Below are 26,304 nucleotides of genomic sequence, written 5' to 3'. Positions count from 1 at the left end.
TCGAGTCATATCAGATCGGTGCGCTGGTGAGATCGGATTCCGTCAAGTGGTCCGGCCGAGCGAGCACCCACAGCTCGTCGGCGGCCTGCAGCGTCTCGTTGTCAGCGGGCAGTGGGTGAAACTCCCCGTCACGGTGAACGAGGAGGACGCGACCCGGAAGCCAGCCGACGAACTCGCCGGCGAGTGGTCCCTCAGGATCGACCGACAGGGTGACGACCGTCTCATCGACCCTTCGGAGCGTCGAGGCAAACGCATAGCCGTCGGTCGACTCGTCCGGTCGGGTGACGACTCGGTACCGGTGTTCGGGCGAGAGGTCGCCTACGCGGTCGCGTTCGACGATGACGGTCGCGACCGAACCGGCGGTCGTTCGAAGTCGTCCGGTCGTGACCAGCCGAATCCGGTCGCCAGTCGACCAGATTTCGATCGGATCGCCGAGACTGGCGTCGGGCGAGCAGTCTGCTCGAATCGCGACGGCGGCAGTTCCTGGAGGAAGCATCGACCCGAGCCCCGACGACTGCTGACCGACGAAGACGCGCTCGAGACTGCCGTCGTCGTCCAGTACCACGGCTGCGTATCCAACCCCGTACTCACACTCGAGATGACGCTCGAGTCGGTCTCGACGTTGTTCGGCCGTCAGTCCGTGTGGAAGCCGTACCGTGGAGCCGGCGATCGCTCGACGCAGGGCCGGATCGACCGGCCGGTAGCCGTCCGCGTCGTCGATAACGTCGGGGAGTTCGATACTGACAGCGAGCCGTGCCGCACGCACGCTCGCGACCGCCTCACCGTCGCCGTCGATCCGTGGAATCGCTGTGACCTCACAGGCGATCCGGTCGCCGAGTCGACCACCCGCCGTGGCGACGGTCCCGCCGACGAAGAGAGTCGCGAGCACGAATCCGGCGCTGAACTGATGATCGAGGGGAACACCCTCGAAGAACGCTCTCGATTCGACCAGCCTGTAGCTCAGATAGCCGGTGACCGTCGACAGGCCAACGATCGTCCCAACGCCGGCCGGCGGTGCTCGTGTCGTCGCCCACCGGTAGCTCGCTGCCGTGAGGAGTCCGGCGAGCGCGGCAAGCAGTCCGGTTCCGACCACGACGATCACCGTCGAACGAAGGAGGTCGACGAAGGCTGCAACCTCGACCATTAGCCACTCACCTCCGGCTCACTGCCTGCGACGAACGCCTTGTCGGCTTCTTCGGGCTCGTCGACGGCGAACAGCCACTCCCCATCGTGTCGAACGGCGAGCGTTCGGTCCGGATCGATGGTTCGGTCACCAACCACCACCTCGGTCACCGGCCGTCCGGCCTCCTCGAGCAACGCCGCCGCTTCGAACTCGTGGGCGTCGCCGCGTGGGGAGACTGCGATTCGAGGCTGTGAGGCCTCGAGGAGCGCACCAGCGTCGGTCGTCTCGACCGTGACCGTAAGGCGACCGTGGCCGCCGTCAAAGCCAGCGGTCGCGGTCCGGTGCTCGGCCGAAACGGGAGGCTCTGTCGCCGTCGTGGCGGCGGTGCTCCCCGGCTGGTCTCCGACGGTGAGCACCGTCCCGTGGACGACCGCCGTGTCCGTGTCGATCACGACGGCGTCTCCCGGTTCGATTCCCGACGGAAGCAGCCCCTCGACCGTGACGGCCCTGGTTCCCTCCGCGAGCGTCGTCGCGACCCTCTTCTCGGGTGGGGCAGCGGCGATCGTCGTCCGGCCGCGGCCGTCGATCGAAACCGTTGCTCTCGCGAGGCCGTGCTCCGTCCGGAGTCGACGCTCGAGCCGTCGCTCGAGTTCGGCGAGCTGGAGATCGGCCGGAAACCGCCAGCAGTCCTCCTCGAGTGCCGTGCGTAGCGCTGGCGAGAGCGGTGGATAGCCGTCGAACTCGCGAATCGGGCCGATTGGCCGAATCGTCACCTGTCCCATCGCGTCGACGGCGTCGATCGCCTCGGCGGAGAGCGACTGGCCCCTGACGAGCGGGAATCTTCGGTCTCGTGGGAGTTCGGTGGCGATACGGGTACCCTGGCTCGTCGTGACGACGCCAAGCACTCCGGCGACGGTCCCTGCGACCGCCGTCCGCTGACCGTGTGCGGGTATCGCGGCTGGATCGAAAATTCCCACGATGGCACCGCTTGCGATCGTAAGCGGGGCCACGGTAGCCGCTCCAACGATCGGAGAAAGCGACCGATCGTAGACGATCACGGCTCCAACGGCGGTGAGCCCGACTATAAGTGCCGGAACGAACCCGAACAGGAGCCCGTAGGCAATCCCGACCAGCGATTCGTACGGAAGTTCACCCATCGATCACACCTCAGTCGAATCGCGTCGGGGGCTCGATCGGTCCGACACGAGCGTTGGCGTCGAAGGTAAGACGAATCGTCTCGGAGAACCCGGCTTTCGCCCGGTACTTCGGTACCGAGAGATAGTGTTCGATGTCGGTGCCAGGGCCTCCCGAGACCGTCTCGAGTTCGAACACTGCGTCGGCTGCCCGGAGCGTTGCAGCTCGGTTCGCAGGGGGGTCGTCGAGACACGAAAGGATCGCGAGCCCGTCGGTCTCGAGGATCCGTTCTCGAAGCGCGTCGAGGAACGCGGCGTACGCGCGCCGGTCGCGACGCTCGAGTGCGTCGACCGGATCGATGATGAGATTCGCGGCGTCGGGGAGTTTGTCGACGAGCGAGCGCGTCGATTCGAGTGCGTCCTCGCCGCCGACGTGGCGGATCGTGGGGGGCGTACCACCGCTCGAGGCGGACTCGATCGCCTGACGGACGGCGTCCCGTGATCGGTCGGTCGAGAGATAAAGCGTCCCACGGACCCCGCTCGCCCGATACAAGAGGTGTTCTGCCTGACTTGCGGGAGATGCGACGAGAGCGACGATCGATCCCGGCTCGAGTCCGCCGTCGAGTCGGGCGTCGAGTTCGACCGTCCCTGTCGGGAGCGTCCCGCCGGTGGCTTCCGGGGGTGCCCGGTCCGACGGTGACTGGGTCGTGAGGGTCTCGACGATCCGGTCGAACGCCGCCCTGACTTCGTCGTTCAACAGCGGCGAGGGATGCTCGGGAACGCACCCCAGGATCGGAACGCCACTCCAGCGACTCACGGCATCGGGAACAGCTGTACACCTGTTGAGAACGACACCGTAGATGGGAACACCGAGTCGACGAGCCATCTCGATCGTCGTTTCGGCGGCCTCGAGGCTTCGGCCGGTGTTCGAGGCCACGATGATCGCACCCTCGGCTTCGCCAAGCGGGTCCACGACGTCCGGTCCGGCCCCCGAGGGACAGTCGAGCAGGAGTTGGTGTCCGTCGACGGCGTGTTCGCCGAGGCCGTCAAACTCGAACGACTGCGCCGACGTCACCGCCGGGACGATCCCGACGTCGGATTCGCGGGGAAGGGGCTGAGCGACGTCGGTGATATCGACCGTTCGGTCGAGATCCGCGACCGTCGGCCGTCGCTCGAGGTCGGCCATGACGTGAAGGTTCGGTAGCTGTCTGTCCGCATCGACGGCGATCGCCGGGGTGGCGGCCCGGGCGAACGCCTCGGCGAGTCCGAGGGTGACGGTGGACTTTCCAGATCCACCTTTGGATCCAGCGATGGCGATCATGCCACTTCTGGCTCCGTCATCCCTTTTGAACTCTCGCCCAGTCGCCAGTGACGAACGCAAAACGAAGTCGGTCCGAGGCCGATCACTCCGACGTGCGCTCTGAGCCGCGATTGGCCCAGTCGCCGTAGAGGAACGACCGCTCGTAGCCCGCACCCGTCACCGCGTCGCCAATGAGCACCAGCGCGGACGCACGATAGCCGGCGTCTTCGACTCGGTCGGCGATGGTCTCGATCGTCCCGACGATCACGTCTTCGTCCGGCCAGGAGGCGTGGTAGACGACTGCTGTCGGTGTCTCGGGGTCGTGGCCGTCCTCGAGCAGTCGATCCATCGTGTCCCGGACGGCGTGGGTTCCGAGGTAGATACAGGTCGTGACGTCGCCCATCCCGACGAACTCGGAGATGTGATCTTCGTCTTCGGTCAGGGTTTTTCCCTGTGGCCGGGTGATCGCGACGTGGTTTGCGACCTCGTTGAGTGTTAGCTGCGTTCGGAGCGTTGCACTGGCGGCGAACGCCGAAGTGACGCCCGGAACGAAGTACGTCGGGACGCCCTCGTGTTCGAGCGCGTCCATCTGCTCGAGCGCCGCGCCGTAGATCGCGGGGTCGCCGCTGTGGAGTCGGACCACGGTGTCGCCGTCCTCGTACGCGTCGCGCATCAGCGGGATTAGCTCCTCGAGGTCCTTGCCCACCGAGTTCACGAGTTCGGCCTGTGCACAGTAGGCATCGAGCAGTTCGCTGTTGACCAGCGAGCCCGCGTGGACGACGAGGTCCGCCGCCTCGAGTAGTTCCTTGCCGGCGACGGTCAACAGCCGCGGATCGCCGGGTCCTGCACCGACGAACGGGACGCCCTCTTGCTGATCACCGGCGCTATGCTCGAAGATCCGATCGTCCAGTTCCGCACGGCGACCCTCGCTCTGGGCGTCGATCGCCGCCTGAGGATCGCGCTGTTGGACACCTTCGTCACTCGTCGTGTCCGGTTCAGAGTCCGTCTTCGGGTCGGTGCTGCTCGTCATCGGTGGCCTCCACAGTCACCGTGTTCACAGCCCTCTGCACGCTCGAGATCGAGTAGCTTGCCGCCGTCCGGCGGTTCCGGTGACGACCCCAACTCCGTCGGACGCCCACTGCCGTCGGCGATCGGGCCTTCTCCTGACGTCGACTCGTCAGCGTCGGCGTCGGCCTGGAACGCTGCCGTCGCTGATTCGATCTCGAGGGCCGCTTTCTCGGCGTAGGCGAGCGTGTAGTAATCGCGTTCGGCCAGGTCCGCAGGATCGTCCGTGATGATCGTCTCACCCTGTTCCATGAACAGCCGTCTGCCGTAGCGAACGTCGTAGCCAGCCTCGACGAGTCCCTCGTGGGTGGCCGGTGCGTCGGTAACCTTGAAGAGGATCATCCGATCGGGCCCCGTCGGGCTGGCACCGCCAGCAGCCTCGCGAAGTGCGAGTCCCGCCCCGGCTTCGATCTCGACCCCGAGTGCCGTCGCGAACGCCGTCATCGCGCTTACGCCCGGGACGATCTCGAGGTCCACGTCCGGGTGGAACGCCGCGAGCGTTCGCCGAAGGTGGCCAAACGTCGAGTAGACGTTCGGATCGCCGAGCGTGACGAACGCCACGTCGCCTTCGCGGGCCCGTGGGGCGACCTCCGCAGCGGCCTCCTTCCAGGCAGACCGGAGTTTCTCTTCGTCTCTGGTCATCGGGAACTCGAGGTCGCCGATCTTCGACTCGCCGACGTGTTCGAGCGCCACCGACCGGGAGAGTCGGCCGGGCGAGTAGACCACGTCGGCCGCCTCGAGCACTCGTTTTCCGCGGACCGTCACGAGGTCGGCCTCGCCGGGGCCGAGGCCAACGCCGTAGAGCGTCATCGTGTCACCTCCCCGCCGTCGGTCGCGGTGGATCGATCGTCGCCGCCTGCACTCCCGACCAGCATGTAAACGGGGTTGTCCGAATCGAAACTCGTCGCCCCGGCGAGTTCGTAGCCGTGGCTCACCTGGAACTGGACGACCTCCTCGAGAATGTCGCGCTCACGGAACGCCTCAGCCGCCTTCCCGGCGACCTCGAGTCGGGAGACGTTCATCACGATTCGATCGACCCCGGTTTCGACGGCGTGGTCGAGGACGGCCTCGAAGTTCCGACTGCCGCCGAGAAAGAGTGCGTCGGCGTCGTCGGGCACGCCCTCGGGTGCCTCAGCGTTTCGCAACTCGACGTCGGCCCGGATCGTCTCCGCGTTCGCCTCGAGGTTCTTCTCGGTCGTCTCGAGGCGTTCGGCCTTCCGCTCGACGGCGGTCACGCGTCCGGCTCGCTGGGCGGCTTCGATGGTGACGGCTCCCGTACAGGAGCCGACCTCCGCGAAGTGATCGTCCGGCCCCAGTGCGAGTTTCGACTGGACGACCGCCCGGACCTCCGGTTTCGTCGGTCCGGCCTTCGCGTCGTATGGCAGCGCGATGGATGACATTATCCGGCCCAACAGCAGCCGACAGTAAAACAATTTTGCTTGGAGTAGAACAATCGGCATTGTGTTCGCTGGTGAGACGCCCGTCGTCAGCACGCGAACACGCGCCAAAACACCTCTCCTGGGCCGGGCGAGCCAATCTCGTCGGGTCGTTCGACGTCGATGTCGACCTCGTACGCCAGTTCGACGTCTGCAGTATACGTCAGCTCGTGGTCGACGTCCTCCCACTCGGCGGTGGGTTCGTCGTCGCTTACGGTCTCGTAAACCTCGTCGCTCGAGTCGACCTCGGCCCAGTCGGTCAAGGCAAGCCGGAACTCCCCGTCGACCAGCGTCTTCCGGTCGGGATCGACAGTCATCGTCCCGGCGGCCTCGTGGACCTCGGGTTCGTCGTATGCCTCCTCGAGTTCCATGCCCGTCAGTGCGAGGTAGACGTCGTTCGAGTCCTCGAGTTCGAGGACGAGTTCGTCGTCGATCTCCTCGCTGATCGTCCAGTTTCGAACGGCCGGGTTGGGCTCTCCAACCCGTGGCGAGGTGTCCGTGGCGACTTCCTGGGCTTCCCACTCGAGGTATCCCGGAACCGGGATCGCCTCGGGCTCTCCGAACGGCCCGCCGAAGGAATCGTAGGTGACCGCGCTCGTAGTACGTCGGCGGACCATCACCACCAGGCAGCATCTTCAGCTGCCTCTCAGAGCGGTCGAGTCGGGTTTCTATCTCCAGTTGCTCACCGCCATCGGTCCAGTACCGGTAGGCGTGAGCGGACCGGTCCGTGTTGTCTAGTGCCGTCTCGTAGATTCCGTCTGGATCGTCGGGCAGCAGTTCGGGTGCGGCGTCCACCGGCCGAACGTCTCCCGCCCGAACCGCGCCGGCGGCTGCGACGAGCGCCGTCACGAGTAACAGCGCGAGAGCCAGACGGGCGACGGGAATCGACAGCGACCGTCGTCCCGACGAGGCGGGAGTTGCGGCGTCGATTACCTCGAGGGTCAGCGAGAGCGACAGCGCAAGAAACGCTGCAGCGCCGAACACCAGCACTAGCCCCCCGACGGCCAGCGGGAGGACGACGCCGTCGACCGAACCGATCTCGAGCCCGGCGTCGGCGGTGCGATCGAGCCACCAGCCGAGTCCGAGGATTGCCGCGGCGAGAACGCCGACGAACCCGACGTGGCAGGCGAGCAGTCGACCGACCGCTCGAGGCGTCGACGACAGCCCGCTGGAGGATGGACGATGGCTGCGGAGACATGTCTTCGTCTCGAAACGACTGCCAGGTGAGATTTCACGTTCGGCGGCCGGATCGAACGGCTCACCGGGAAACGGTCTCGAGGAACCGATCGAACGCCCCGCTTTCGGCGTGAACGTGGACGTAGGTCCCCATCGACTCGTACTCGAGCAGGCCGTCGTGGTCGCCGTCGATGCCGTCGCCGCGGACCGTCTCGAAGGCGAAGCGGGCGTCGCCGTCGACGTCGGCGCTCGAGTAGTGGAACTCGTGGCCGCGAATCCGTCCGCCGGTGTCGGCCGTCAGTACATCGTCGAGCGCCTCGAGTTCGACGTGGTCGAGCGCCTGATAGCGGTCGTGCATGGTGACGTCCGCCGGGAGGATGCCCGCCATCTCGTGACGGTCGCCGTCGGCGGTCGTCAGTGATTGGCTCATCGCCATCAGGCCACCACATTCGCCCAGGACGGGGAGGCCATCGCTCGCGCGGTCGCCGAGTTCCGAGAGTGTGCCGGCGGCCTCGAGGTCGGCGGCGTGGAGTTCCGGGTAGCCACCGGGGAGGTAAACGCCGTCGCAGTCGGGAACGGGATCGCCCGCGACGGGTGAGAACGTGACGAGATCGGCCCGCTCGCGGAAGCGTTCGATCGTCGCGGGATATCGGAAGCAGAAGGCGGCGTCGCTGGCGACGGCGATGCGGGCGTCGACTGGCTCCGACGGTGCCGAGTCTGCCGACGACAGCGCCGGGGGCTCGCGCGCGACGGCTGCGAGTCGATCGGCCTCGAGCGTCTCCGCGGCCTCGCGCAGCGCCCCGGTCGGGAGCGTCACCTCCTGACCCATCTCGAGGCCGAGGTGACGGTCGGGAATCTCGAGGTCGGGATTCGGCGGAATCCGCCCGAAGAACTCGAGGTCGTCCGGCAGAGCGTCGCGGATGCCCTGTTCGTGACGGCCGCCGTGGGCGCGCTGGGCGACGATGCCAGCGACCTCGATGTCGCGACCGATCTCCGCGGCGAACTGCTGGAAGCCGAGTGCCGTCGCCGCGACGCTCTCCATGCCTGCTTTGGCGTCGACAACGAGCACGACCGGGAGGTCGAGCGCCTCGGCGACCATCGCGGTGCTCGAGCCGTCACCGTCGTACAGGCCCATCACACCCTCGACGACGCAGATGTCCCCCTCGCCGCGGGCGTAGTTCCGGCGAACGCCGTCGTCACCACAGAGCCACAGGTCGAGCGTCCGTGACGGCCGACCGGCGATCGCCTCGTGGTGACTCGGATCGATGAAGTCGGGACCTGCCTTGGCGGGCTGGACGTCGTACCCGGCGTCCTCGAGCGCCTGTACGATCGCGAGCGTCGCGACAGTCTTTCCGACCCCGGAGCTGACTCCACCGAGTACGAATCCGTTCATTGGTGCCCTGTTCGCACACCCCGACTTGAAAGCGTCGGTGACGGTGGCACACGTGTGCGTTCGATCAACGGTGTAGCTCGCCTGTCTTTCACCGTGGGTAACGCAACCAGCCAACCTATATGCACAGCGCCCGCACAACGTCTATGGCAGAACTCTCGCTCGATGACGGCACCCTCTGGTACGAACGAACCGGCGAGGGACCGCCGCTCGTTTTCGTCCACGGTGGCTGGATGAACGGACAGGCCTGGCAGCCACAGGTCGAACACTTCGCAGAGGACTACCAGGTCATCACGCTCGACGTTCGCGGACACGGACGGACCGGCCCGACCGACGCGACCCGGTACACGATCGACCTCTTTACGGACGACCTCGAGCGGTTGCTTTCTCACCTCGAGATCGAACGACCGACCCTCTGTGGACTCTCGCTGGGATCGATGGTCGTCCAGGAGTATCTCTCTCGCTATCCCGACCGGGCGACGGGAGCGGTTCTCGCCGGGGCAGTCCGGTCGATGCCGCCGGTTGACCTCCCGAGTGGGATGAAACCGTTTCTCTCCCCGACGCCAGCGCTCGCGACGGCGCTGTCACTGACCGGACCACGGACGACGTTCCGATCATTGCTGGTTTCGATCCAGGGGACGACCGGTGAACAGTGGCTTTCGGTCGACCCGGCCGTCCGGGCGCAGGCGCTCGAAGCCGTCGATGACGTCTCTCGATCCGAGTTCCGGAAGATCTTCGAGGCACTGTTCCGGTACGATCCGTCGGACCTCACCGGCGTCTCGACGCCGACGCTCGTCGTCCACGGCGAACAGGAGGCCCCACTCGTCAAAGGGCAAGGCGAAGCGATCGTTTCTGAAGTCGACAATGGCCAGCGGTTCACGTTCGACAACGCCGGTCACCTCGTCAATCAGGACCGACCGGTGGCGTTCAACGACGCGACTGGAGCGTTTCTCGACAGGATCGACGTCGCATAGCAGGACGGTGTGAGCCGAGTGGATGCTGCCCCTCGTCCGTTCTTCCGTTCTGCAGGCGGTGACTGTTAGTGAGGGCGGGGCAATACACTTGTCAGTAGTTCAAAGAAGCGAGACACACTATAGTGTCTGGCGTTCGTGAAGCATCATCCCCATCCGCCAGCAACACATGGGCAGTGAACATCCGGAGTCAAACGCTGTAGAGGCCCCGTTAGGGACGAACCGGTGGCAATCTCGAAACACGTCGTCAACAGTTACGTCGAGGCGAACAACGCCCTCCTCGCGACGATGGGAGTTAGCCACTCGAGCGAATCATCACCTGCGACCAATGGGGGCATCGTCCCGAACGTGTCGTTCACTCGTGGTCCCAAAGCAGATTGGAGCAACCGTGATACCCGTCTCGGCCATACCCTGTGTCAATGAGCAAGTCCCAGTCGAAGTCGAAAGTCGTCGCCAAGTGCCGATCGTGTGGGTCCGTGTTCGTCTCCGAGCAACTCTCTGACGGGACGATCCGCCCCATCGGCGTCTCCGCGGACTGCACTTGCGGCGACGGTGCCTTCGACCGACTCTCCTGAGCACGCCGATACTGGTTGTTCCACCGCCCCAGAGCAATCCACTCGTCCGCCGACCGGCCCCGGTAACCGTCGGTCAGCCGCGCTCTCATCGCCGCTGCCGGACGTAGCCAGTCGTGTCACGTCCGGGCTGACCCGGCCGCTAGAACTTGGCGCGTCGTGGCGAGGCCGACTCGAGTTCGCGTACACCGTGACCGGCTGGTGGCTGTGCAAGCGGTCACTCCCTGTACACGAACTGAACGACGTGGGTGAGTTCGATCCAGAAATGGGGGGCGCAACCCCGTGTATCATGCACAGGTGTGCGCCAGAGTCGTGCCCAGAATCGAGTTGGGCGTAGTGATCTGCCGTCGCGGGTGACAGACCAGCCCTGTATTTGGAACTATCCTATATAACAATTGTTCATCTCACACGCGTTCGGCTCGATCGACCGGCGCTCGAGGCTCGAGGTCGAGTGCGATCTTGAAAATCGATCCTCTCGGCTCGTTGTCCTCGATCCAGATCTCACCGTCGCTCTCTTCGACGACGTTCTCCACGAAAAAGAGCCCGAACCCGTTTCCGTGGTGCAGCTGATCGGTCTCTTCGCGTCCGAAGACGAGATCCTTCCGCTCGTCCGGAATCCCCGGACCGTTGTCGGCGACCGAGAGGACAACACGCTCTTCGCCGACGGTCACGCCGAGTTCGATACGCGGTCGTTCGCTGTCGTTGTGGAGGATCCCGTTCGAGAGGACGTGTGTGATCGCCTGGCCGAGATACTCGGCGGCGCGAACGCGAACCGGGCCCGGATCTACAGTCTCGACGTCGACGCCCGGAAACTTCGTTCGAACCCTCGCGAGCGCTTCCTCGAGCAGGCGGTCCAGACGAACCATCTTCGTTCGTTGGCTCGGTCCACTCGCAGACTCATCGAGAAGGTTCTCGAGGCGACGGGAGTTCTCTGAGGTCGCGAGCAGGTGTTCGATCTCGGTCTGGATGTGTGTGAAGTGATCGTGAAGCTCGTCAGTCGAATCGAGTTCGAGTTCGATGAGGTCGACGTACCCCGAGACGACGTTGAGTCGGTTTCGGAGGTCGTGTCGGAGCACGCGACGGAGGACGTCTAGCTGCTCGCGACGCCGTTCTAGCTCGGAGATGTCCTGAATCGTGCCGACGTTCACCGGTTCACCGCCGATCTCGACCCGCGTCACGTTCGTTCTGACCGGGACCGTCTCACCGCTTGCAGTTCGATGTACCGTCTCCGCGACGTGCGTTTCGTTCATCGAAAACGAGTGCCAATATTCCTCGAAGCGGGCTTGATCGAACGCCGTATTTATTTCTCCAACACTACGACCGATGAGATCTTCCTTCGTACGCCCCAGCATTCCGGCGTAGTGGTCGTTCACGTAGATGAACGTCCCATTGGTCCCGACCGCGGCCACCCCGACTCCGATGTCTTCTACTAACTGGCCGAAAAACTCCGAAACGGACTCTTCGGCACAGTCCTCGCTGCCGACGTATTTCGTCAGTTCGTGGCGTGGGTGCATGGTGTCGAGTGGATTGTCGATCGTCGTCCTAATGGTAACGGTTTAGCATGAAATACATTGTGGCACGTCGGCAGGTCTGGGAGCGCGTAACCGCCCGGCCCGGCGGGAGTTCGGCGGCACAGTCACGATCCGGCGTGTCCGGGCTTGTGCGTGGGTCCGCAAGCAGCGTCACACATTTCGCGATGAGATATCGCCCCGGACATAGTGGGCCAAAAGACAGATTTCATACTACATCCCAGCCACTTGTATGACTGAGGGGGACCAATTCGACTGGGGGAACGTAGTGTCGACGCCGTTCGAGGATCAGCCGCCGTTCCGGCTCGGCTTCGTAGTGATCCAGAACGACGATGCGCCGGACGAACTGGCTATTTACACGACCGACGAGACGGCCCAAAACGAGTGGATCGTCGCCAGTGAGGACGCGTTCGTGTCCCTCGACGACATGCAGTAGCCCGTTTCGATCAGCGTGCGGACACTGTCACGACGCTAACCCCTTCTGAGGACTGCCCGAACGGATTCTACAGGCGCTTTGAGGTGAGTGCGTCGGGGCTCGCCCTCGGGATGCCTTCACTCCCGTTGTGGCAGGCGTCTCTGTCCACGCCTCGTGGTCGACAGGAACTGACTGCTCTGAGTCGGTGTTCACCCCACCAGTTGCACCAGTCTTACGCTAGTAGTCACTGCACGTCAGTGCGCACCTGCTCGCCAGACGGATCGGCGATCGGTGTACTAATCGCTGCAGTTGGTACTATACCTGTGACCTGCCAGTTCTGGTAAACCCGTGACCGCACTACGGATAGTCCTCGAGTGTCGACTGGAACCAGTACACGGGGGCAATCGATACAGTGGCTCGAGGCCAGTCGAGTACAGGTCGTCGGGACGACTACCGCTTTCGAACGCGAAGCCACCGACAACTCAGGTGGAAAACGACCTCCACACTGGAAAGAGAGTGCAGGGTGGGTGATGGGCGTGGCGGCCCGTTGATGGACTTCAATAGAGGTTTGGGCGTGCCACGCCCGGTGGTTGGGCGACGGAACAAGTAAGTGATGTAGTACATTGTTCGAAACTGGGAATCGTCGAAAGATCCGACATGTCGGTGAAACTCGAGCGTCGTCTCGTTCGTGGGCACGCACGGGGTCAATCAAACCATTTGGCCCAGCCGAACCGTTCGACCACGAGGAGGTATTATAGGCGGATCAGGCGCAATACCACGGCCTCGTCACTGCGTACTGTGTCGAAACTGAACCGGAGTACGAGCCGGATACTCGAGCGCTCAGCGTGGCCTCTACTGCGCAAAGAGTCATACTCAGGCATGTAGTAACTCCAGTTGGAACGATAGCGTGCATCGAGGACCACCGTGTCTCGTAAATAGACGGTTCAAATATACCGGCAACAAAAATTCATAAATCGGATGGATTGGTTGGGCTGTACGAACACTTCCTTTCTGAGATAGACAATCTTATCATGCGAAAGCCGCAACTATCTGATGATGACCGACTCCGATCAAGATTGGTGGCCAGAACAGTTGAACCTGAAGATCCTCGATCAGAACGCTCGTCCGGTCGATCCGATGGGCGAAGAGTTCGATTACGCCGAGGAGTTCGAGAGCCTTGACCTCGAGGAGGTCAAAGCGGACATCGAAGAAGTGTTGCGGACGTCACAGGACTGGTGGCCGGCCGACTACGGTCACTACGGGCCGCTTATCATCCGGATGTCGTGGCACAGTGCGGGCACGTACCGGACGACCGACGGCCGTGGTGGCGCTGCGGGCGGCCGACAGCGATTCGCTCCGCTCAGCGCCTGGCCGGACAACGTCAACCTCGACAAGGCACGCCGCGTACTGTGGCCGATCAAGCAGAAGTACGGCCGTAGCCTTTCGTGGGCCGACCTGCTGGTCCTGTCCGGAAACGTCGCCCTCGAGTCGATGGGCTTCGAGACGTACGGCTTCGCTGGCGGACGCGAGGATGCCTTCGAGCCCGACGAGGGCGTCGACTGGGGCCCCGAAGAGGAGATGATGGGCGACGAACGCCACGACGAGGAGGGGACCCTCGAGGGCGACCTCGCCGCCGATCACATGGGCCTCATTTACGTGAACCCGGAGGGGCCGGGCGGCGACCCCGATCCCGAAGAGTCGGCGAAGTACATCCGCCAGTCGTTCAAACGGATGGCGATGAACGACGAGGAGACGGTCGCGCTCATTGCCGGTGGACACGAGTTCGGGAAAGTCCACGGTGCTGCCTCCGACGACCACCTCGGCCCGGACCCAGAAGAGGCCCCCATCGACATGCAGGGACTGGGCTGGGACAGCGACTACGGTACCGGAAAAGGTGACGACACGATCACCAGCGGCCTCGAAGGCCCCTGGACGCAGTCGCCGATCTCGTGGGACCACGAGTACTTCAAGAACCTCTTCGAGTACGAGTGGGAACTCGACGAGAGTCCCGCCGGCGCCTACCAGTGGACGCCGGTCGACGAGGAGGCACAGGGTGCTGCACCAGCCGCCCACGACCCCGAAGGCAGCCAGACGCCGATGATGCTCACGACGGACATCGCCCTCAAGGCGGATCCGGACTACCGTGAGATCTCGAAGCACTTCTACGAGAACCCAGAAGAACTCGAGGAAGCCTTCGCGAAGGCCTGGTTCAAGCTCATCCACCGTGACATGGGTCCGAAAGAGCGCTACCTCGGCCCCGACGTTCCCGAAGAGGAGTTCCTCTGGCAGGACCCAATTCCGGACGCCGACTACGAACTCATCGGCGAGGAGGAGACCGCCGAACTCAAAGAAGAGATCCTCGAGTCCGAACTGTCCGTCTCCCAGCTGGTCAAGACCGCCTGGGCGTCGGCCTCGACCTACCGCGACAGCGACAAACGCGGCGGCGCAAACGGTGCGCACATCCGCCTCGAACCCCAGAAGAACTGGGAGGTCAACGAGCCTGAAGAGCTGGCGACGGTACTGACGGTCCTCGAGGAGATTCAAGACGAGTTCAACAGCGCACGATCCGACGACGTTCGCGTTTCGCTCGCCGACCTGATCGTCCTCGGTGGCACTGCCGCAGTCGAGCAGGCCGCAGCCGACGCTGGCTACGACGTCGAGGTTCCGTTCGAACCGGGCCGCACCGACGCGACTCCCGAACAGACCGACGTCGAGTCCTTCGAGTGGCTCGAGCCAGACGCCGACGGGTTCCGCAACTACTACACCGAAGGTGACGTGATGGACCGCTCGGCAGAAGAGCTACTGGTCGACAGAGCCGACCTTCTGACGCTGACCGCCCCCGAGATGACTGCCCTTGTCGGCGGGATGCGTGCACTGGACGCCAACTACCAGAACACCGACCTCGGCGTCTTCACCGACGAACCGGAGACGCTGAACAACGACTTCTTCGAGGTCCTCCTCGACATGAGCTATGAGTGGGAAGCAGTCGACGAGGACGAAGAAGTCTTCGAGCTGATCGACCGTGAAACGGGTGACGTCGAGTTCAAGGCCTCTCGCGTTGACCTCGTATTCGGATCGAACTCCCGACTTCGTGCCCTCGCGGAAGTGTACGGTGCCGAAGACGGCGAAGAACAGCTCGTCGAGGACTTCGTCGACGCCTGGAGCAAAGTGATGAGCCTCGACCGCTTCGACCTCGAGTAATCGACGTAGAGCGCTCGAGTCGGTGGCTGTCTCCGACGCTCACCGACCTCTCGTCGCGGTTCCCGGTCCGAGCTCGCGACCGTGTCGGCACGGTAGTCGACTCTTTTCGGAGCGATCACCACGACGTAGTTCAGTACTATCGCATTCGTAGGTCGACGGGACCTGGTTTGCTAGTCATGTTTGATTCCACGCAGATCGAGTTTTACCGACGAACCGGTAGTGACGCCACACGAATCAAGAAACCGATGGACGAACGACGGATAGCCCACGAGTGGCGTCACAGGCCGGGAAGTCGGCCAACAATGTGATGTGTATACTCTAGAGTTGTACCACTATGGCCGACTCAGAAGGCTCTCACCTTCCCTCAGAACATTTTCAGTTACACGACGACGTCAGTACGCTCTCCGAAGTCGAGGCCAAAGTGAAGCTTCAGGAACGGTCAAAAGAACTCGAGGCGATCCAGCGGGCCAACGACCTGTTCGGCGAGGTCGACCGACCGATCGACGAACTCGTCCGGACGTACGTCGCTGAACTCCCGGAGTGGTTTCAGTACCCCGAGGTGACCGAAGCACGGATCAGCGTCGGCGACGTCGTCGCCGAGTCGGCACGGTTTCAGCGGAGCGGTCACCCGCTGACTACCGAGGTCAGCACCGACGCCGGAACGCCGGTCAGTATGGAAGTCGTCTACACGGAACGGCGACCAACGGAGGACAACGGCCCCTGGCTTTCAGAAGAGCAGGAGCTGACCGAGACGCTTGTCACGTTCATTCGCAACTACGCTACTCAGCTCGAGCAACGCCAGGCCATCACGGAGAACGTCGAGAGCGCCGTCGATGACGTGCTGGAAACCGCCGATAGCGCCGCCAGACGCACCGAACACATCAACGACCTCGCCCAGCAACAGGCGTCTTCGATGGACGGCGTCGCGAGCGAGGTCGCTGGCATGTCGGCCTCCGTCGAAGAGATCGCCTCGACGGCCGAGGAGGTCGCCGCGACGAGCGAACGAGCCGAGCAACTCTCGGATGAGGGACGCGATGCGGCGACCGAGGCGATCGACGCGATCGAGCAGGTCGACGATTCCACCCAGGAGGTCGTTAGTGACATCGGACAACTCGAGAACCGTATCGACGAGATCGACGAGATCGTCGACATCATCAACAACATCGCGGATCAGACGAACCTGCTCGCGCTCAACGCGAGTATCGAGGCTGCAACGGCCGGCGAGGCGGGAGACGGCTTCGCCGTCGTCGCAAACGAAGTCAAGTCGCTCGCTGAGGACTCCCAGTCTCACGCCAGCGAGATCGAGACGATGGTCGAGGAGATCAAAGACGTCACCTCCGCCACTGTCGACAGCCTCGAGGAGACGACCCGCGAAGTCGACCGGGGGATCGAGAAAGTCGACGACGCGATGGACACGCTTCAGGAGATCGCGCAGGCAGTCCAGGAGGCCTCGCGGGGCATCCGGGACGTCTCGGAGGCGACCGACGATCAGGCGGCCAGCACCGAAGAGGTCGCGAGCATGATCGACGAACTCGTCGAGGAGGCGGAGACGATCGCCACCGAGATCGAATCCGTCGCCAGTGCGAACGAAGAACAGGTCTCGAAGGTCCAGGAGATCAACCAGACGGTTCGAGACCTCTCGAGCAACTGATCTATCCCGAGGACAGCCCCGACGTTCTTCTGATCGAACGGACTGTCTCAGGTGAGTCCAGGCACCCTTCGACTGGTTCGGCCAAGGGGTGAGACAGCTGCTCGAGGCCCCTGTCACATCCGTCGGTTTCTGCGCGCCAGGAGGGGTACTTTCCGCTTGGCGGTCCCATCGGGAGACGAGCATGGATTCGATCGAGCTTCCGCAGCCGACTCCCGACAGTCGGCTGAGAACGGGTGGCTTCGTTTGTCGGTCAGCGGACGACGGTAACGGGAACCGGTGCGCGTCGAACGACCGTCTCCGCGACGCTCCCCAGTAACACCCGCGAGGAGCCCGTTCGTCCGTGGCTCCCGATGACGACCTCGTCGATGTCTTCGTTTTCGACGTAGGTCGTGATCTCCTGGGCCGGCTTCCCGACGACGGTGTCGGTCTCGATCGTGACATCATGGTCGGCTGCCACCGCTTCGAGTTCGGCCAGCAGTTCGCTTCCCTCCTCCTCGAGTTTCTTGGGGAACTCCTGTCCACCGAGCCACGACGAGACACTCGTCTCGTAGGGATCGATCACGTGCAACGCGGTGATCTCGGTATCAGACGCGTTTGACACTGCATACTCGAATGCGGCCCGAGCCGGGTCAGAATCGTCAACCGGGACGAGAACGTTCATGTCAGTATATTCTCCTCATTTCATAAAAAGGTAGACCCCGATGTCGACGAGCCTGGATCGCCGCCGGGCCGTTGCGTCGGGTTCAGCGGCGCTCCTGATACTGTCAGACAGATGTTATTAAAGCGCATTCGCCAGAAAGTACGGCGAACCCTCACACTATCCGGCAGTATGACAACGGCGTCGTCCCGGCGGCCGTCGACCGTCTCGTCGCGACACTCGAAACCGACCTCGTGCGTGGGTGACCGCCCCCATCGTTTACTCCTCGAGCAGCCAGCCGAAGCGTTTCTCCCAGAACGTCTCGTCCGGGGGCTTTTTCGTCCGGCCGTGGGTTTTCCGGTCCCTGATCTGGCGCTCGAGGACATCGCGTGCCTCGTTCATCGCGTGTTTCGCCCCGTAGCCCTCACCCGATGCGACGTACAGCCCGCGATCGGTGTGCAATCGCACTCGAGCGAGCACGAGCGGCGTGCCGCGTCGCTTCTCGTCGTGCTCGTGAAGGTGGACTTTCGTGTCGAGGACGTTCATCCCCTGGTCTCTGTCGTCGAACTTCTCGACCATGGCGACGATCTCGTCGTAGGTCACGTCGTCGATCAGGTCGGTCCCGTAGACCTGTACGCCGCGATTTCCGCCCGCCTCCCACGTGAGCGACTCGAGGCAGTCAGTTTTCGTCACGATCCCGTGTGGAGAGCCGTTCTCGGTGACGACGAGCGACGAGGCACCGGCGTCGAACATCTCCGTGACGGCGACGTCGAGCGTTTCGTCCGGTCGGATCGTCCGGACCGGCGATGTCATGAGGTCCCGAACGGGAACGTCGAGCATTCGCGTCGACTCACCTTCTCTCGCGCCGTACCCGCCGCGACGGGATCGAGCGGTACTACTCGAGATCTCGCCGCCGAACGGGTCGACGCCGCCGGCGTCACCGCCCTGACTCTGGACTTCGGACCGAACTGTGATCTCGGTCACGTCGTACAGGCTCAGGACGCCGGCCGCGGAGTCGTTCTCGACGACCGGGAGGTGTGTGATGCGGTTCTGCCTGAAGACGTTGAGCGCGTTGCCGAGCGTCGACGACGGCTCGAGCGAGACGAGCTCACCCGAGTAGGCTTCGGCGACGGCCGCGGCGTCGAGGTAGGGTTCGACTTTCTGTAAGATACCATCGGCCGTGACGACGCCGATCAGTTCCCGCCCTTCGAAGACTGGCAGGAGCTGTGATTCGCTGTCGATCATGAGCTGTGCGACCTTTCGGATGTCTTCGTCGGGTGTGAGACGCGGTACGTGCCAGACGAGCGACCGCAGTTTCTCGTTCGGCTGGCGATGTGACGTGGCGAGTTGTCGTCGCGTGACGATTCCCTCGAACTCCTCGTCCTGAACGACGACGCCTCTGACGTCCGAGTCCGCAAACGTCCCGACGAGCTTCGAGACGGTTGTCTCCGGGCTGTGTTCGACGTACTCTTCCGTGACGATGTCGGCAATATCCATGGGTTAGTCCGTTTCTGTTGCTGGTCGATCTACGATGCGGTTGCCGGCGACTGACAGAGAACGTCTTCGTCACAGGCCCTCAAATAGCCGCGGGTCGGTCTCGAGGCGCTCGTACTTGGTATCTAGTACATCTCGTTCGACGACCGATCGGTGGCCGAGGTCGTCTCGAGGGGCTGGCCCGTGTCACGGTGTGGTGACCGCCCACCCTGGCCATCAAGTCATTCGTTGTCGTCCATCGCGACATGGGACTACATGATAGCACGCTGGTTACGATTCCGGTCGACGACGTCACGCTCGAGGGGATGCTCGAACTGCCGCCGGCTACCCCTGGCGTGGTCGTCTTCGCCCACGGCAGCGGCTCGAGCTGGAGGAGTCCACGCAACAACTACGTCGCCGACGTCATCCGCGACCACGGACTGGGGACGCTGCCGTTCGACCTCCTCACCGAGGCAGAAGATCAACAGCGAGAGAACCGTTTCGACATCGCGTTGCTCACTGACCGCCTCGTCGGTGTCACCGAGTGGATACGAGAGCGCGAGGTGACACAGGACGCCGGTGGGCTACTTCGGCTCGAGTACGGGCGCTGCGGCCGCGCTTCGTGCGGCGACGCACCTACAGGACGACGTAGCGGCTGTCGTCTCACGCGGCGGTCGCGTCGACCTGGCGTCAGAAGTCCTCGAGGACGTCCGAGCGAAGACGCTGTTCGTCGTCGGTGGAGCCGACAGCCAGGTCCTCGCGCTCAATCGTGAGGCTGCAATGCGACTTTCCTGTGAGCACGACGTCCACGTGGTCAAGGATGCGGGTCACCGCTTCGAAGGACCGGGCGAACTCGAGGAGGTCGCTGACGTCGCCACCACGTGGTTCGCGGAGGCTATGACGTGAGCCCGATGTACGAACCGTTCTCATCGCAACTGACAGAAGCCAGGGGGCAGAGCGAGCGATCGAACACACACTCGACCTCGCACAGTCGTGTGGGGGCCTCCGTGTACGCACTGTCCGTGATCGACACCGCCGACCTCCTCGGCGTCGGCGTCTTCGGCGACCGAGCCGACTTCGAGCCGTCGGTCGAACCGCTCGGGGGGGCAGCCAGCCGTGCCGTCGGGGCGGTCGAGGAGCGTGCCCGGGAACTGAGCGAGCACGGCGACGACGTGGAGGGAGTCACCGTGGTCCGCTAGGGGTCACCGTGCGAGACGATCCTCGAGTACGCGGCCGAAATCGATGCCGACCTGATCGTACTCGGGACCTATGGTCGACGGGGCCTCTCGAGGGCACTACTGGGCAGTACGACTGAACGCGTCGTCCGAACGGCCGACGTTCCCGTCCTGGCAGTGCAGATGGGCGACGCTGGCTAGCGACCGGTCGACGCGGTCCTCGACGCCGGACGGCACAGGGGACACGTCAACGGGTGCAACAGAACAAAGACCGTGGTCGACATACCGGGAGATATGTACGACGACGTTCTCATCGCGACCGACGGCAGTGACGTGGCGACGAACGCCGCGACGGCGGGGATCACGCTCGCCGCAACGCTCGAGGCAGACGTCCACGTCGTCTCGGTCGTCGAAAGCGGGCTACGGCGTGAAGAATCACGACGAGAGCGCCACGAACGCGACGCGAGGGAGATTGCAGACCGGGCTCAGGATGCCGGCTGTCACGCCGAGGCCGTCGTCCGATCGGGCCGTCCGGCGAGTGAACTTCTCTCGTACGCCGACGACGCTGACGTCGATCTGATCGTGGTCGGCACTCAGGGTCGAACCGGCCTCCGGCAAGCCCTGCTCGGGAGCGTCGCCCTCGAGGTTATCCGGGACGCACGCCGACCCGTCCTCACGGTCGGACCGGACACGTCGTGGGAAGTCAACGACGGACCGATCGACGACGTCTGTCTCGCGACCGACGGCGCTCCAGGTGCAACGGCGGCGACCGAACACGCCCTTTCGATGGCCGACGTCTGTGACGCACGGCTCCACGCCCTCTACGCGGTGGCCATCTCGTCCGAGGCCACCGAGATCCGCGAGGCGTTCGCGGAGTACGGCGAGAAGATGACCTCGGAGGTCGTCGACCGTGCCACCGACCGCGGACTCGAGACGACGCGAACCATTGAGCACGGCGCTGCGACCGACGTCGTCCTCGAGTACACCGACGACGCCGGCGTCGACCTGCTCGTGATGGGCACCGAGAGCAAGTCGAACGTCGAGCGCCTCGTCCTCGGCAGCGTCTCCCAGCGTGTCGTGCCGAACGCGAACGTGCCGGTTATGACTGTCCGCACGCTCAAGCCATAGTCTGCAACCAGCGCCGCTTACAACGGGCGCCGTTCCGCGTCGACGAACAGCGACAGACACCGCTCGCGGACGCAACTCGAGTTCGGTCGCGGACACGGATTCGCCGTCGAGGCCGTCGAGTCGCCCGTTTTCCTCGAAAATCGTCACCTCGAAGCGTTCGTCCGTCCCACCGTGCTCTCCTCGGTTGGTGAACGACAGCCGCCTGAAGGCGTTTCCAACGAGGACGAGCACCGCGGTCCCCTGCCACGTCTCGGATGTCTCGTCCGCTGTGGCGTCGCCGTTCGCCGTCATCGAAAGTTCGACGCCATCGAGCGCCAGACAGACTGGAGGCGAGACTGGAGGCGCGCCGTTCGAGTCTGCGGCCGGTCGGTCAGCTCAGTACGGCGGTCGCTGGGCCTGGACGACGCTTGCGAGTTGCTGATGTTCGTCTGCGAGCAGTTCGTTCAGGTCGTCGACCGTGATGATCCCCTCGAGTTGTCCCGACGTGTCGACGACTGGAAGCCGACGGATTCCGTGTTCGCTCATGAGTTCGGTCGCTCGATAAAATCCCTCGTCAGACTCGATAGTGCACAGATCGGACGACATGACGTCCGCTGCGGTGACGCTGTCGGCACTCTTGCCCGCCGCGACCACTTCGATCGTGAGGTCGCGATCCGTCACGATCCCGACTGGCTCGTCGTCATCGGCAATTACGACGCTTCCGACGCTGTGGTCGTCCATCATCGACGCGAGGTTCTCGATCGACTCGTCTTTGCTGGCGGTAACGACGTCGCTTCGTGCGAGATTTTCTACTGGCATGATCCGACAGCACCTCCAATCCTCGAGCGTATAATACCGGGCCCCAGCCATTCGCTGTCCGTACTATCCGTCTCCCCAATACGTCGAGTCACGGAGAGCAGTAAGTTACGAGCAAGAGACCAGTTCAGTCGGTCGTTCCAGTGAGCTATGCGCTTGTCGAGTCATTTGATCCATTCATATATATTCAGTTTAGTGCTAACAAAATAGACTATATTGTGAGATGAACGACTTGAACCCTGGTAGGTGATTGCTTTTATACGGGTTCCAATCGGCCTATACTATAGTAACAACTGCACCGATGTACACACTGATCGCCGACCCGTCTGGCGATCGGGTGCGCTCTGATGTGCAGTGGCTGCTATACCCTACTAGCGCGTTCGTCGGGAAAACTGGCCAGAGGGGTAATGACTCGACTCTGAAAGGCGCTCAAACAGCGCCAGAGACCTCAGTCATGTGTTGGGCGCCGCACATCCCTCGAATATCCTTTCTTTCGACTCCTGAGACGACTATAGAGTATGCAGATGGGACCACTTCCTCACGAGTGAACAGCAGCTCAGAAAATCAGTAAAACGTCATGAAGCCATTCCCATCATAATGACAATCAATCTGTGGACGAAGGGAACGATCCCAGCCATCAGCATCTGGGGAGGTGACAGTGTCGATCGGACAGGAGTTCGGTCTCGAGAGACGGCTTTGCGGCTCGCCCCAGAGCACTCGACGGTGAGGCTCAGCCGCCAGCGGAAACGAATTGAGTGGTGGTCGCCCGACTAATATAATAACGCGTCATATACGGGGTTACAGAGGTACCACTGTAAACAGGGGAGGGGAAAACACAGCCGATCTTCCGAGGGGATGACCGCGAAGACTGGCCGAGAAATTGCACCTCACCGACCGACACGCGTGGGCGCTGGCAAAACCGATCGCTACGTAGTGTACCTAAACTTCCTTGTCGTAGTGGCTTCCGAATTCGATCACCCTTGAGCACCACGAGCATCTGGTTTTAGTTTCGACCGATTCCGTACGCTCCTGGGTGCCTGGCTGCTCACAGAGAGAGCGGACACCGGGTATCGATGCAGCGAGCAGCCGAATTACGAGCTTCGTGCAGACGCATACGGGTCACCGACTGGCCGTCACGATTGCCGTGACGAGCGTCGACTCGGCTGCCCGGAGGCGCTGAGAGACTGCCGACTTCGAGATCTCGAGTTCGGTCGCCAGATCTGCGAGGTCTGCTTTCCGTGGCTGGTCGTAGTAGCCCCAACGATAGGCCAACTCGAGCGCCTGCCACTGTTTGACCGTCAGATCGCTCACGTCGACCTGCGTCTTGGCGTCTACCGCGTCAGTTACCTCGAGGCTGTCGGGATGGACCGTTCCACCCATCTCGTCGAGGTGACGCAAGACTTCGTGTGCGGATTCGATCTCCGATACCAGCAGCGAAACGTGGAGCAAATCGGGTTTGGGCTCGAGTTCAGTCATCGGTGGTGAGGCTCAGGTGCATAGTTAACGTCGGTGTGAAACGCCATGGGCACGTTGCGTGGCCGGCGGTGTCCCGGTTGTGACGAGAGCGGGGTTGTCACGCGTGAGACGATCATCAACCACTATCGTCCCCCACAGCTACTCTCGACGGGCGACCCTACACGGGTTGTAGCGGTCGGAAGTAATTAAATAGCCATCCTTGCTGTAGCGAAGTGGGAATACGTTTTTCACCACGGTGGACCGGTCTTCCGTGACCCGAACTCGACCAGGAGACAGCATGCATCGTAGTCAAAACCGGGGGCTGTCTCTAACTCATGCTGCGAACGGCGACGAGCAGTGATGGGCGGCGTGTCGACAGGGCTATAGTAACAACTGCACCGATGTGCACACCGGTTGCCGATCCGTCTGGCGAGCAGGTGCGCACTGACGTGCAGTGGCTACTATAGAATCACGTATCGGACGGGCTTCGAGGAATGGTTGTACTGTCGGATAGCAGTCACTGAAGGAAATTCGCTGGACGGTGTGGCAAACCCTCACAACAGGTCTGTTCGATAGTGTGGTTCCCGGAGACCGACACCCTCGAGCAGCCGTAATCGTACAAGTATAAATCAGGGCGCAACTGACAACTATTATCAAATAAAAGAATAAATAAATTTGTTAGACCGAACGGTGTGTCTGTTATAGTACTTTTCTCAACGGTTTAGTTTGAACGCTCGGTTCGCGGCCACAGAAATCAGCATCCAACTTGGAGCAGGATTTGATCGGTTTTACCAGTAATTACTGATTCTGAAAGTATGTGAATGTAGTATTCGGAGAAGTTAGGCATCGACAATTAAATAGCTAATATAATATTCCAGTATAGTATATTATGTTGATGTGAACGTGTCAACGAGACGTGAGTGATTGGTCGAGAGTCTACTCGAGTGGTGCACCGCGAGTGTTTATCTAATATATTGTGCAATACGCACAAGGCTTATCACGGCAACGAGCCAAGTCGAACGTACGAATATGGCGAACTCGATGGCCGAGCAACTCCAGCAAGAGATGGTGTGTGAGGGGCTACTGGAGTGTATCCACGGCCTCAAAGGACTCGACAAGGCGTGCTTTCGCGTACTGGTCGAAAGTGAGGAACCGCTACCGATCGACGACGTTGCTGATCAGGTCGATCGTGAGCGATCCACCGCGTATCGATCGATTCAGCGACTACTCCAGAGTGGCTGCGTTCAGAAAGAACAGGTCAACTACGATGACGGCGGCTACTACCACGTCTATTCCCCGACCGATTCGTCCGACATCGCCGCCGATATGCAACGGCAGCTAAACGACTGGTACGCGAAGATGGGCCTACTCATCCAGGAGTTCGAGGAGACGTACGAACGCGGCGGGAAACCGGATACCGACGAGTGAAGGGGAGTAGCCACTGAACGTCAGTGTACACACGATCACACAATGGCTGTGTGATCGGTGTGTAAACCGTTTCAGTTGGTAGTATAGCAGGATGGCAACCTCGGTCGGCCTGCGTTGGGACATCCCGGCTAACTCGTCACGACGACACGTTGTTCTCGCGATCGCTGTCACAAACCCGCCCAGTGACGCTCGCGTAACGGCGAGTCAGCAAACGTCGTAGCGACCGTCAGTGGCAACCTGTGAGGCGTGCGGTCCCGACCTCATCGACGATGGGGCCACTCGCTGTCGGCTGTGTTCCCATCGCTCGACTCATCGGCTGCTACGGGGCGCTCGACTCGACTCTCTCATCACTTTGTATGGAATTGGGAAGACACCACAATACTTTTGTACTCACCCAGATAAGGAGATACTGTATGTCAACAGAAGCCTCGAGTACACTGGCGTTCGACTACGAATGGGACTACTCACCGAGAGTATCGAGCCTGTTCGGGACGTTCACGTTCGTTGCAATAGTGGGTTGGATGGTGACGGTCGCCCTCACGGCGATCCACCTGTTCGCGCTGCCAGCAATTCCCGCGGACGCTCCAGTTCAGGGGAGTATCGAAGTGATCACGAGTCCGTGGGCGTACATCTTCGGCGTGCCACTCGCGACGCTCGGTGGGTTTTACTACCTGACGACGATCGGGCTCGCCCTCTGGTGGTTCGATACGCGCCACCCGCTGATCATCAAGATCCTGACGCCCATCACGGCAAGCGGCGTGGTCTTCTCGTCGTACTTCGTCTACCTGCAGCTGGGCGTCATCGGAGAGATTTGCCCGTTCTGTATGATGTCGGCGGGCGCAACGGTGATCCTGTTCGCCCTCGAGCTGGTGATCCTGCGCAAGAGCGTGACGCCGTCGCTGTCGAACATGACCGGCGACCTCGGACGCGTCGTCGGGACGACCAACTTCGCAGTCGTCGTCTTCCCCGTGCTCATCGGACTGGTCACGCTCGCCGGCATGTTCATGGTGCCGATGCTTCCGCTGCCCGACGTGGTCCCGTTCGTCTAATCGCGCATTCGCTGGTTATTCCGGTCGAAATCTACTCGGTTCGAGCTTTTCTGGCACTGTCTCGTGACACCAACCGAGTGCAGCCCTCGAGCCGACCGTCGTTGAGGCCACTGGGAATCAGAACGCTTTCGGCTGCGCCCACGAGAGAGAGGCTGTGTACTCCGAGCGCGCAGAACGGCCCGACAGTCGCCAAAGTTGGGTC

Annotated in this window: 23 protein-coding genes and 1 pseudogene; 11 read left to right on the top strand and 13 right to left on the bottom strand. The window is 62.5% G+C overall.

Annotated elements, in window-relative coordinates; translation table 11 throughout:
- Positions 1-10: 10 nt before the first annotated feature.
- The 8 genes from AArc1_RS12010 to AArc1_RS11975 form a co-directional block, all read right to left on the bottom strand.
- Complete coding sequence (locus AArc1_RS12010) at positions 11-1,144, bottom strand: hypothetical protein (RefSeq protein ID WP_117364592.1); 1,134 nt, start codon at positions 1,142-1,144, stop codon at positions 11-13.
- The gene (locus AArc1_RS12005; RefSeq protein WP_117364591.1) at positions 1,144-2,280 is read right to left on the bottom strand and encodes a hypothetical protein; all 1,137 of its coding nucleotides are present in this window, start codon (positions 2,278-2,280) and stop codon (positions 1,144-1,146) included. The genes AArc1_RS12010 and AArc1_RS12005 overlap by 1 nt, the downstream gene beginning before the upstream one ends.
- 10 nt (positions 2,281-2,290) lie before the next feature.
- Positions 2,291-3,577, bottom strand: a complete 1,287-nt coding sequence (locus tag AArc1_RS12000) for a DUF7125 family protein (protein WP_117364590.1) — start codon at positions 3,575-3,577, stop codon at positions 2,291-2,293.
- Between the two features lie 82 nt (positions 3,578-3,659).
- Positions 3,660-4,586, bottom strand: coding sequence for a cobalt-precorrin-4/precorrin-4 C(11)-methyltransferase (locus tag AArc1_RS11995; protein WP_117364589.1), 927 nt, complete (start codon positions 4,584-4,586; stop codon positions 3,660-3,662).
- On the bottom strand, positions 4,583-5,431 hold the full coding sequence (locus AArc1_RS11990; RefSeq protein ID WP_117364588.1) for a cobalt-factor II C(20)-methyltransferase: 849 nt from the start codon (positions 5,429-5,431) through the stop codon (positions 4,583-4,585). The genes AArc1_RS11995 and AArc1_RS11990 overlap by 4 nt, the downstream gene beginning before the upstream one ends.
- The gene (gene cbiT / locus AArc1_RS11985; protein ID WP_117364587.1) at positions 5,428-6,021 is read right to left on the bottom strand and encodes a precorrin-6Y C5,15-methyltransferase (decarboxylating) subunit CbiT; all 594 of its coding nucleotides are present in this window, start codon (positions 6,019-6,021) and stop codon (positions 5,428-5,430) included. The genes AArc1_RS11990 and cbiT overlap by 4 nt, the downstream gene beginning before the upstream one ends.
- Positions 6,022-6,107: 86 nt before the next feature.
- Positions 6,108-6,674: a hypothetical protein gene (locus AArc1_RS11980; RefSeq protein WP_117368089.1), complete on the bottom strand. Its 567-nt coding sequence runs from the start codon at positions 6,672-6,674 to the stop codon at positions 6,108-6,110.
- A 641-nt stretch (positions 6,675-7,315) separates the two neighbouring features.
- Positions 7,316-8,626, bottom strand: a complete 1,311-nt coding sequence (locus AArc1_RS11975) for a cobyrinic acid a,c-diamide synthase (protein WP_117364585.1) — start codon at positions 8,624-8,626, stop codon at positions 7,316-7,318.
- A 143-nt stretch (positions 8,627-8,769) separates the two neighbouring features.
- Between AArc1_RS11975 and AArc1_RS11970 the strand changes: the two genes are divergently transcribed.
- Positions 8,770-9,597, top strand: coding sequence for an alpha/beta fold hydrolase (locus AArc1_RS11970; RefSeq protein ID WP_117364584.1), 828 nt, complete (start codon positions 8,770-8,772; stop codon positions 9,595-9,597).
- 416 nt (positions 9,598-10,013) lie between these two features.
- The gene (locus AArc1_RS19080) at positions 10,014-10,169 is read left to right on the top strand and encodes a hypothetical protein (protein ID WP_186336597.1); all 156 of its coding nucleotides are present in this window, start codon (positions 10,014-10,016) and stop codon (positions 10,167-10,169) included.
- A gap of 401 nt (positions 10,170-10,570) precedes the next feature.
- Here AArc1_RS19080 and AArc1_RS11960 read toward each other — a convergent pair whose 3' ends face one another.
- Positions 10,571-11,680 carry a PAS domain-containing sensor histidine kinase gene (locus tag AArc1_RS11960; protein WP_117364583.1) on the bottom strand — a complete coding sequence of 370 codons (1,110 nt, stop codon included), beginning with the start codon at positions 11,678-11,680 and terminating at the stop codon, positions 10,571-10,573.
- 247 nt (positions 11,681-11,927) lie between these two features.
- Here AArc1_RS11960 and AArc1_RS19075 point away from each other — a divergent pair, with 247 nt between their 5' ends.
- The 3 genes from AArc1_RS19075 to AArc1_RS11950 all read left to right on the top strand — a co-directional run bounded on the left by AArc1_RS19075 (position 11,928) and on the right by AArc1_RS11950 (position 16,962).
- Positions 11,928-12,131, top strand: coding sequence for a DUF7511 domain-containing protein (locus AArc1_RS19075; protein ID WP_133412229.1), 204 nt, complete (start codon positions 11,928-11,930; stop codon positions 12,129-12,131).
- Positions 12,132-13,166: 1,035 nt separating this feature from the next.
- Complete coding sequence (katG, locus tag AArc1_RS11955) at positions 13,167-15,311, top strand: catalase/peroxidase HPI (RefSeq protein ID WP_117365881.1); 2,145 nt, start codon at positions 13,167-13,169, stop codon at positions 15,309-15,311.
- A 334-nt stretch (positions 15,312-15,645) separates the two neighbouring features.
- Positions 15,646-16,962: a methyl-accepting chemotaxis protein gene (locus AArc1_RS11950; protein WP_117364582.1), complete on the top strand. Its 1,317-nt coding sequence runs from the start codon at positions 15,646-15,648 to the stop codon at positions 16,960-16,962.
- Between the two features lie 250 nt (positions 16,963-17,212).
- On the opposite strand, the gene AArc1_RS11945 is transcribed toward AArc1_RS11950, so the two are convergent.
- Both AArc1_RS11945 and AArc1_RS11940 read right to left on the bottom strand, forming a co-directional pair.
- Complete coding sequence (locus tag AArc1_RS11945; RefSeq protein WP_117364581.1) at positions 17,213-17,623, bottom strand: universal stress protein; 411 nt, start codon at positions 17,621-17,623, stop codon at positions 17,213-17,215.
- A gap of 255 nt (positions 17,624-17,878) precedes the next feature.
- The gene (locus tag AArc1_RS11940; RefSeq protein WP_117364580.1) at positions 17,879-19,096 is read right to left on the bottom strand and encodes a CBS domain-containing protein; all 1,218 of its coding nucleotides are present in this window, start codon (positions 19,094-19,096) and stop codon (positions 17,879-17,881) included.
- A gap of 242 nt (positions 19,097-19,338) precedes the next feature.
- On the opposite strand from AArc1_RS11940, the pseudogene AArc1_RS11935 reads away from it, so the two are divergent.
- The 4 genes and pseudogenes from AArc1_RS11935 to AArc1_RS11925 all read left to right on the top strand — a co-directional run bounded on the left by AArc1_RS11935 (position 19,339) and on the right by AArc1_RS11925 (position 21,375).
- A pseudogene (locus AArc1_RS11935) lies at positions 19,339-19,978 on the top strand (dienelactone hydrolase family protein).
- Positions 19,979-20,079: 101 nt separating this feature from the next.
- Positions 20,080-20,271 carry a hypothetical protein gene (locus AArc1_RS19385; protein ID WP_228442322.1) on the top strand — a complete coding sequence of 64 codons (192 nt, stop codon included), beginning with the start codon at positions 20,080-20,082 and terminating at the stop codon, positions 20,269-20,271.
- 18 nt (positions 20,272-20,289) lie between these two features.
- Positions 20,290-20,448, top strand: coding sequence for a universal stress protein (locus tag AArc1_RS19380; RefSeq protein ID WP_228442435.1), 159 nt, complete (start codon positions 20,290-20,292; stop codon positions 20,446-20,448).
- A gap of 93 nt (positions 20,449-20,541) precedes the next feature.
- Positions 20,542-21,375, top strand: coding sequence for a universal stress protein (locus tag AArc1_RS11925; RefSeq protein ID WP_117364579.1), 834 nt, complete (start codon positions 20,542-20,544; stop codon positions 21,373-21,375).
- A 375-nt stretch (positions 21,376-21,750) separates the two neighbouring features.
- Here AArc1_RS11925 and AArc1_RS11920 read toward each other — a convergent pair whose 3' ends face one another.
- Positions 21,751-22,173: a CBS domain-containing protein gene (locus AArc1_RS11920; protein WP_117364578.1), complete on the bottom strand. Its 423-nt coding sequence runs from the start codon at positions 22,171-22,173 to the stop codon at positions 21,751-21,753.
- 1,116 nt (positions 22,174-23,289) lie between these two features.
- The gene (locus AArc1_RS11915) at positions 23,290-23,646 is read right to left on the bottom strand and encodes a helix-turn-helix domain-containing protein (protein ID WP_117364577.1); all 357 of its coding nucleotides are present in this window, start codon (positions 23,644-23,646) and stop codon (positions 23,290-23,292) included.
- 1,008 nt (positions 23,647-24,654) lie between these two features.
- Here AArc1_RS11915 and AArc1_RS11910 point away from each other — a divergent pair.
- Together AArc1_RS11910 and AArc1_RS11905 are read left to right on the top strand one after the other, a co-directional pair.
- Positions 24,655-25,053, top strand: a complete 399-nt coding sequence (locus AArc1_RS11910; RefSeq protein WP_117364576.1) for a helix-turn-helix domain-containing protein — start codon at positions 24,655-24,657, stop codon at positions 25,051-25,053.
- A gap of 413 nt (positions 25,054-25,466) precedes the next feature.
- Positions 25,467-26,102 carry a vitamin K epoxide reductase family protein gene (locus AArc1_RS11905; protein ID WP_117364575.1) on the top strand — a complete coding sequence of 212 codons (636 nt, stop codon included), beginning with the start codon at positions 25,467-25,469 and terminating at the stop codon, positions 26,100-26,102.
- Positions 26,103-26,304 lie beyond the last annotated feature (202 nt).

Source organism: Natrarchaeobaculum sulfurireducens, assembly GCF_003430825.1.
In the GTDB taxonomy this organism is placed as follows: Archaea; Halobacteriota; Halobacteria; order Halobacteriales; family Natrialbaceae; genus Natrarchaeobaculum; species Natrarchaeobaculum sulfurireducens.
The sequence above is the reverse complement of the archived record's forward strand: the minus strand, read 5'-3'. Positions and strand labels throughout refer to the sequence as shown.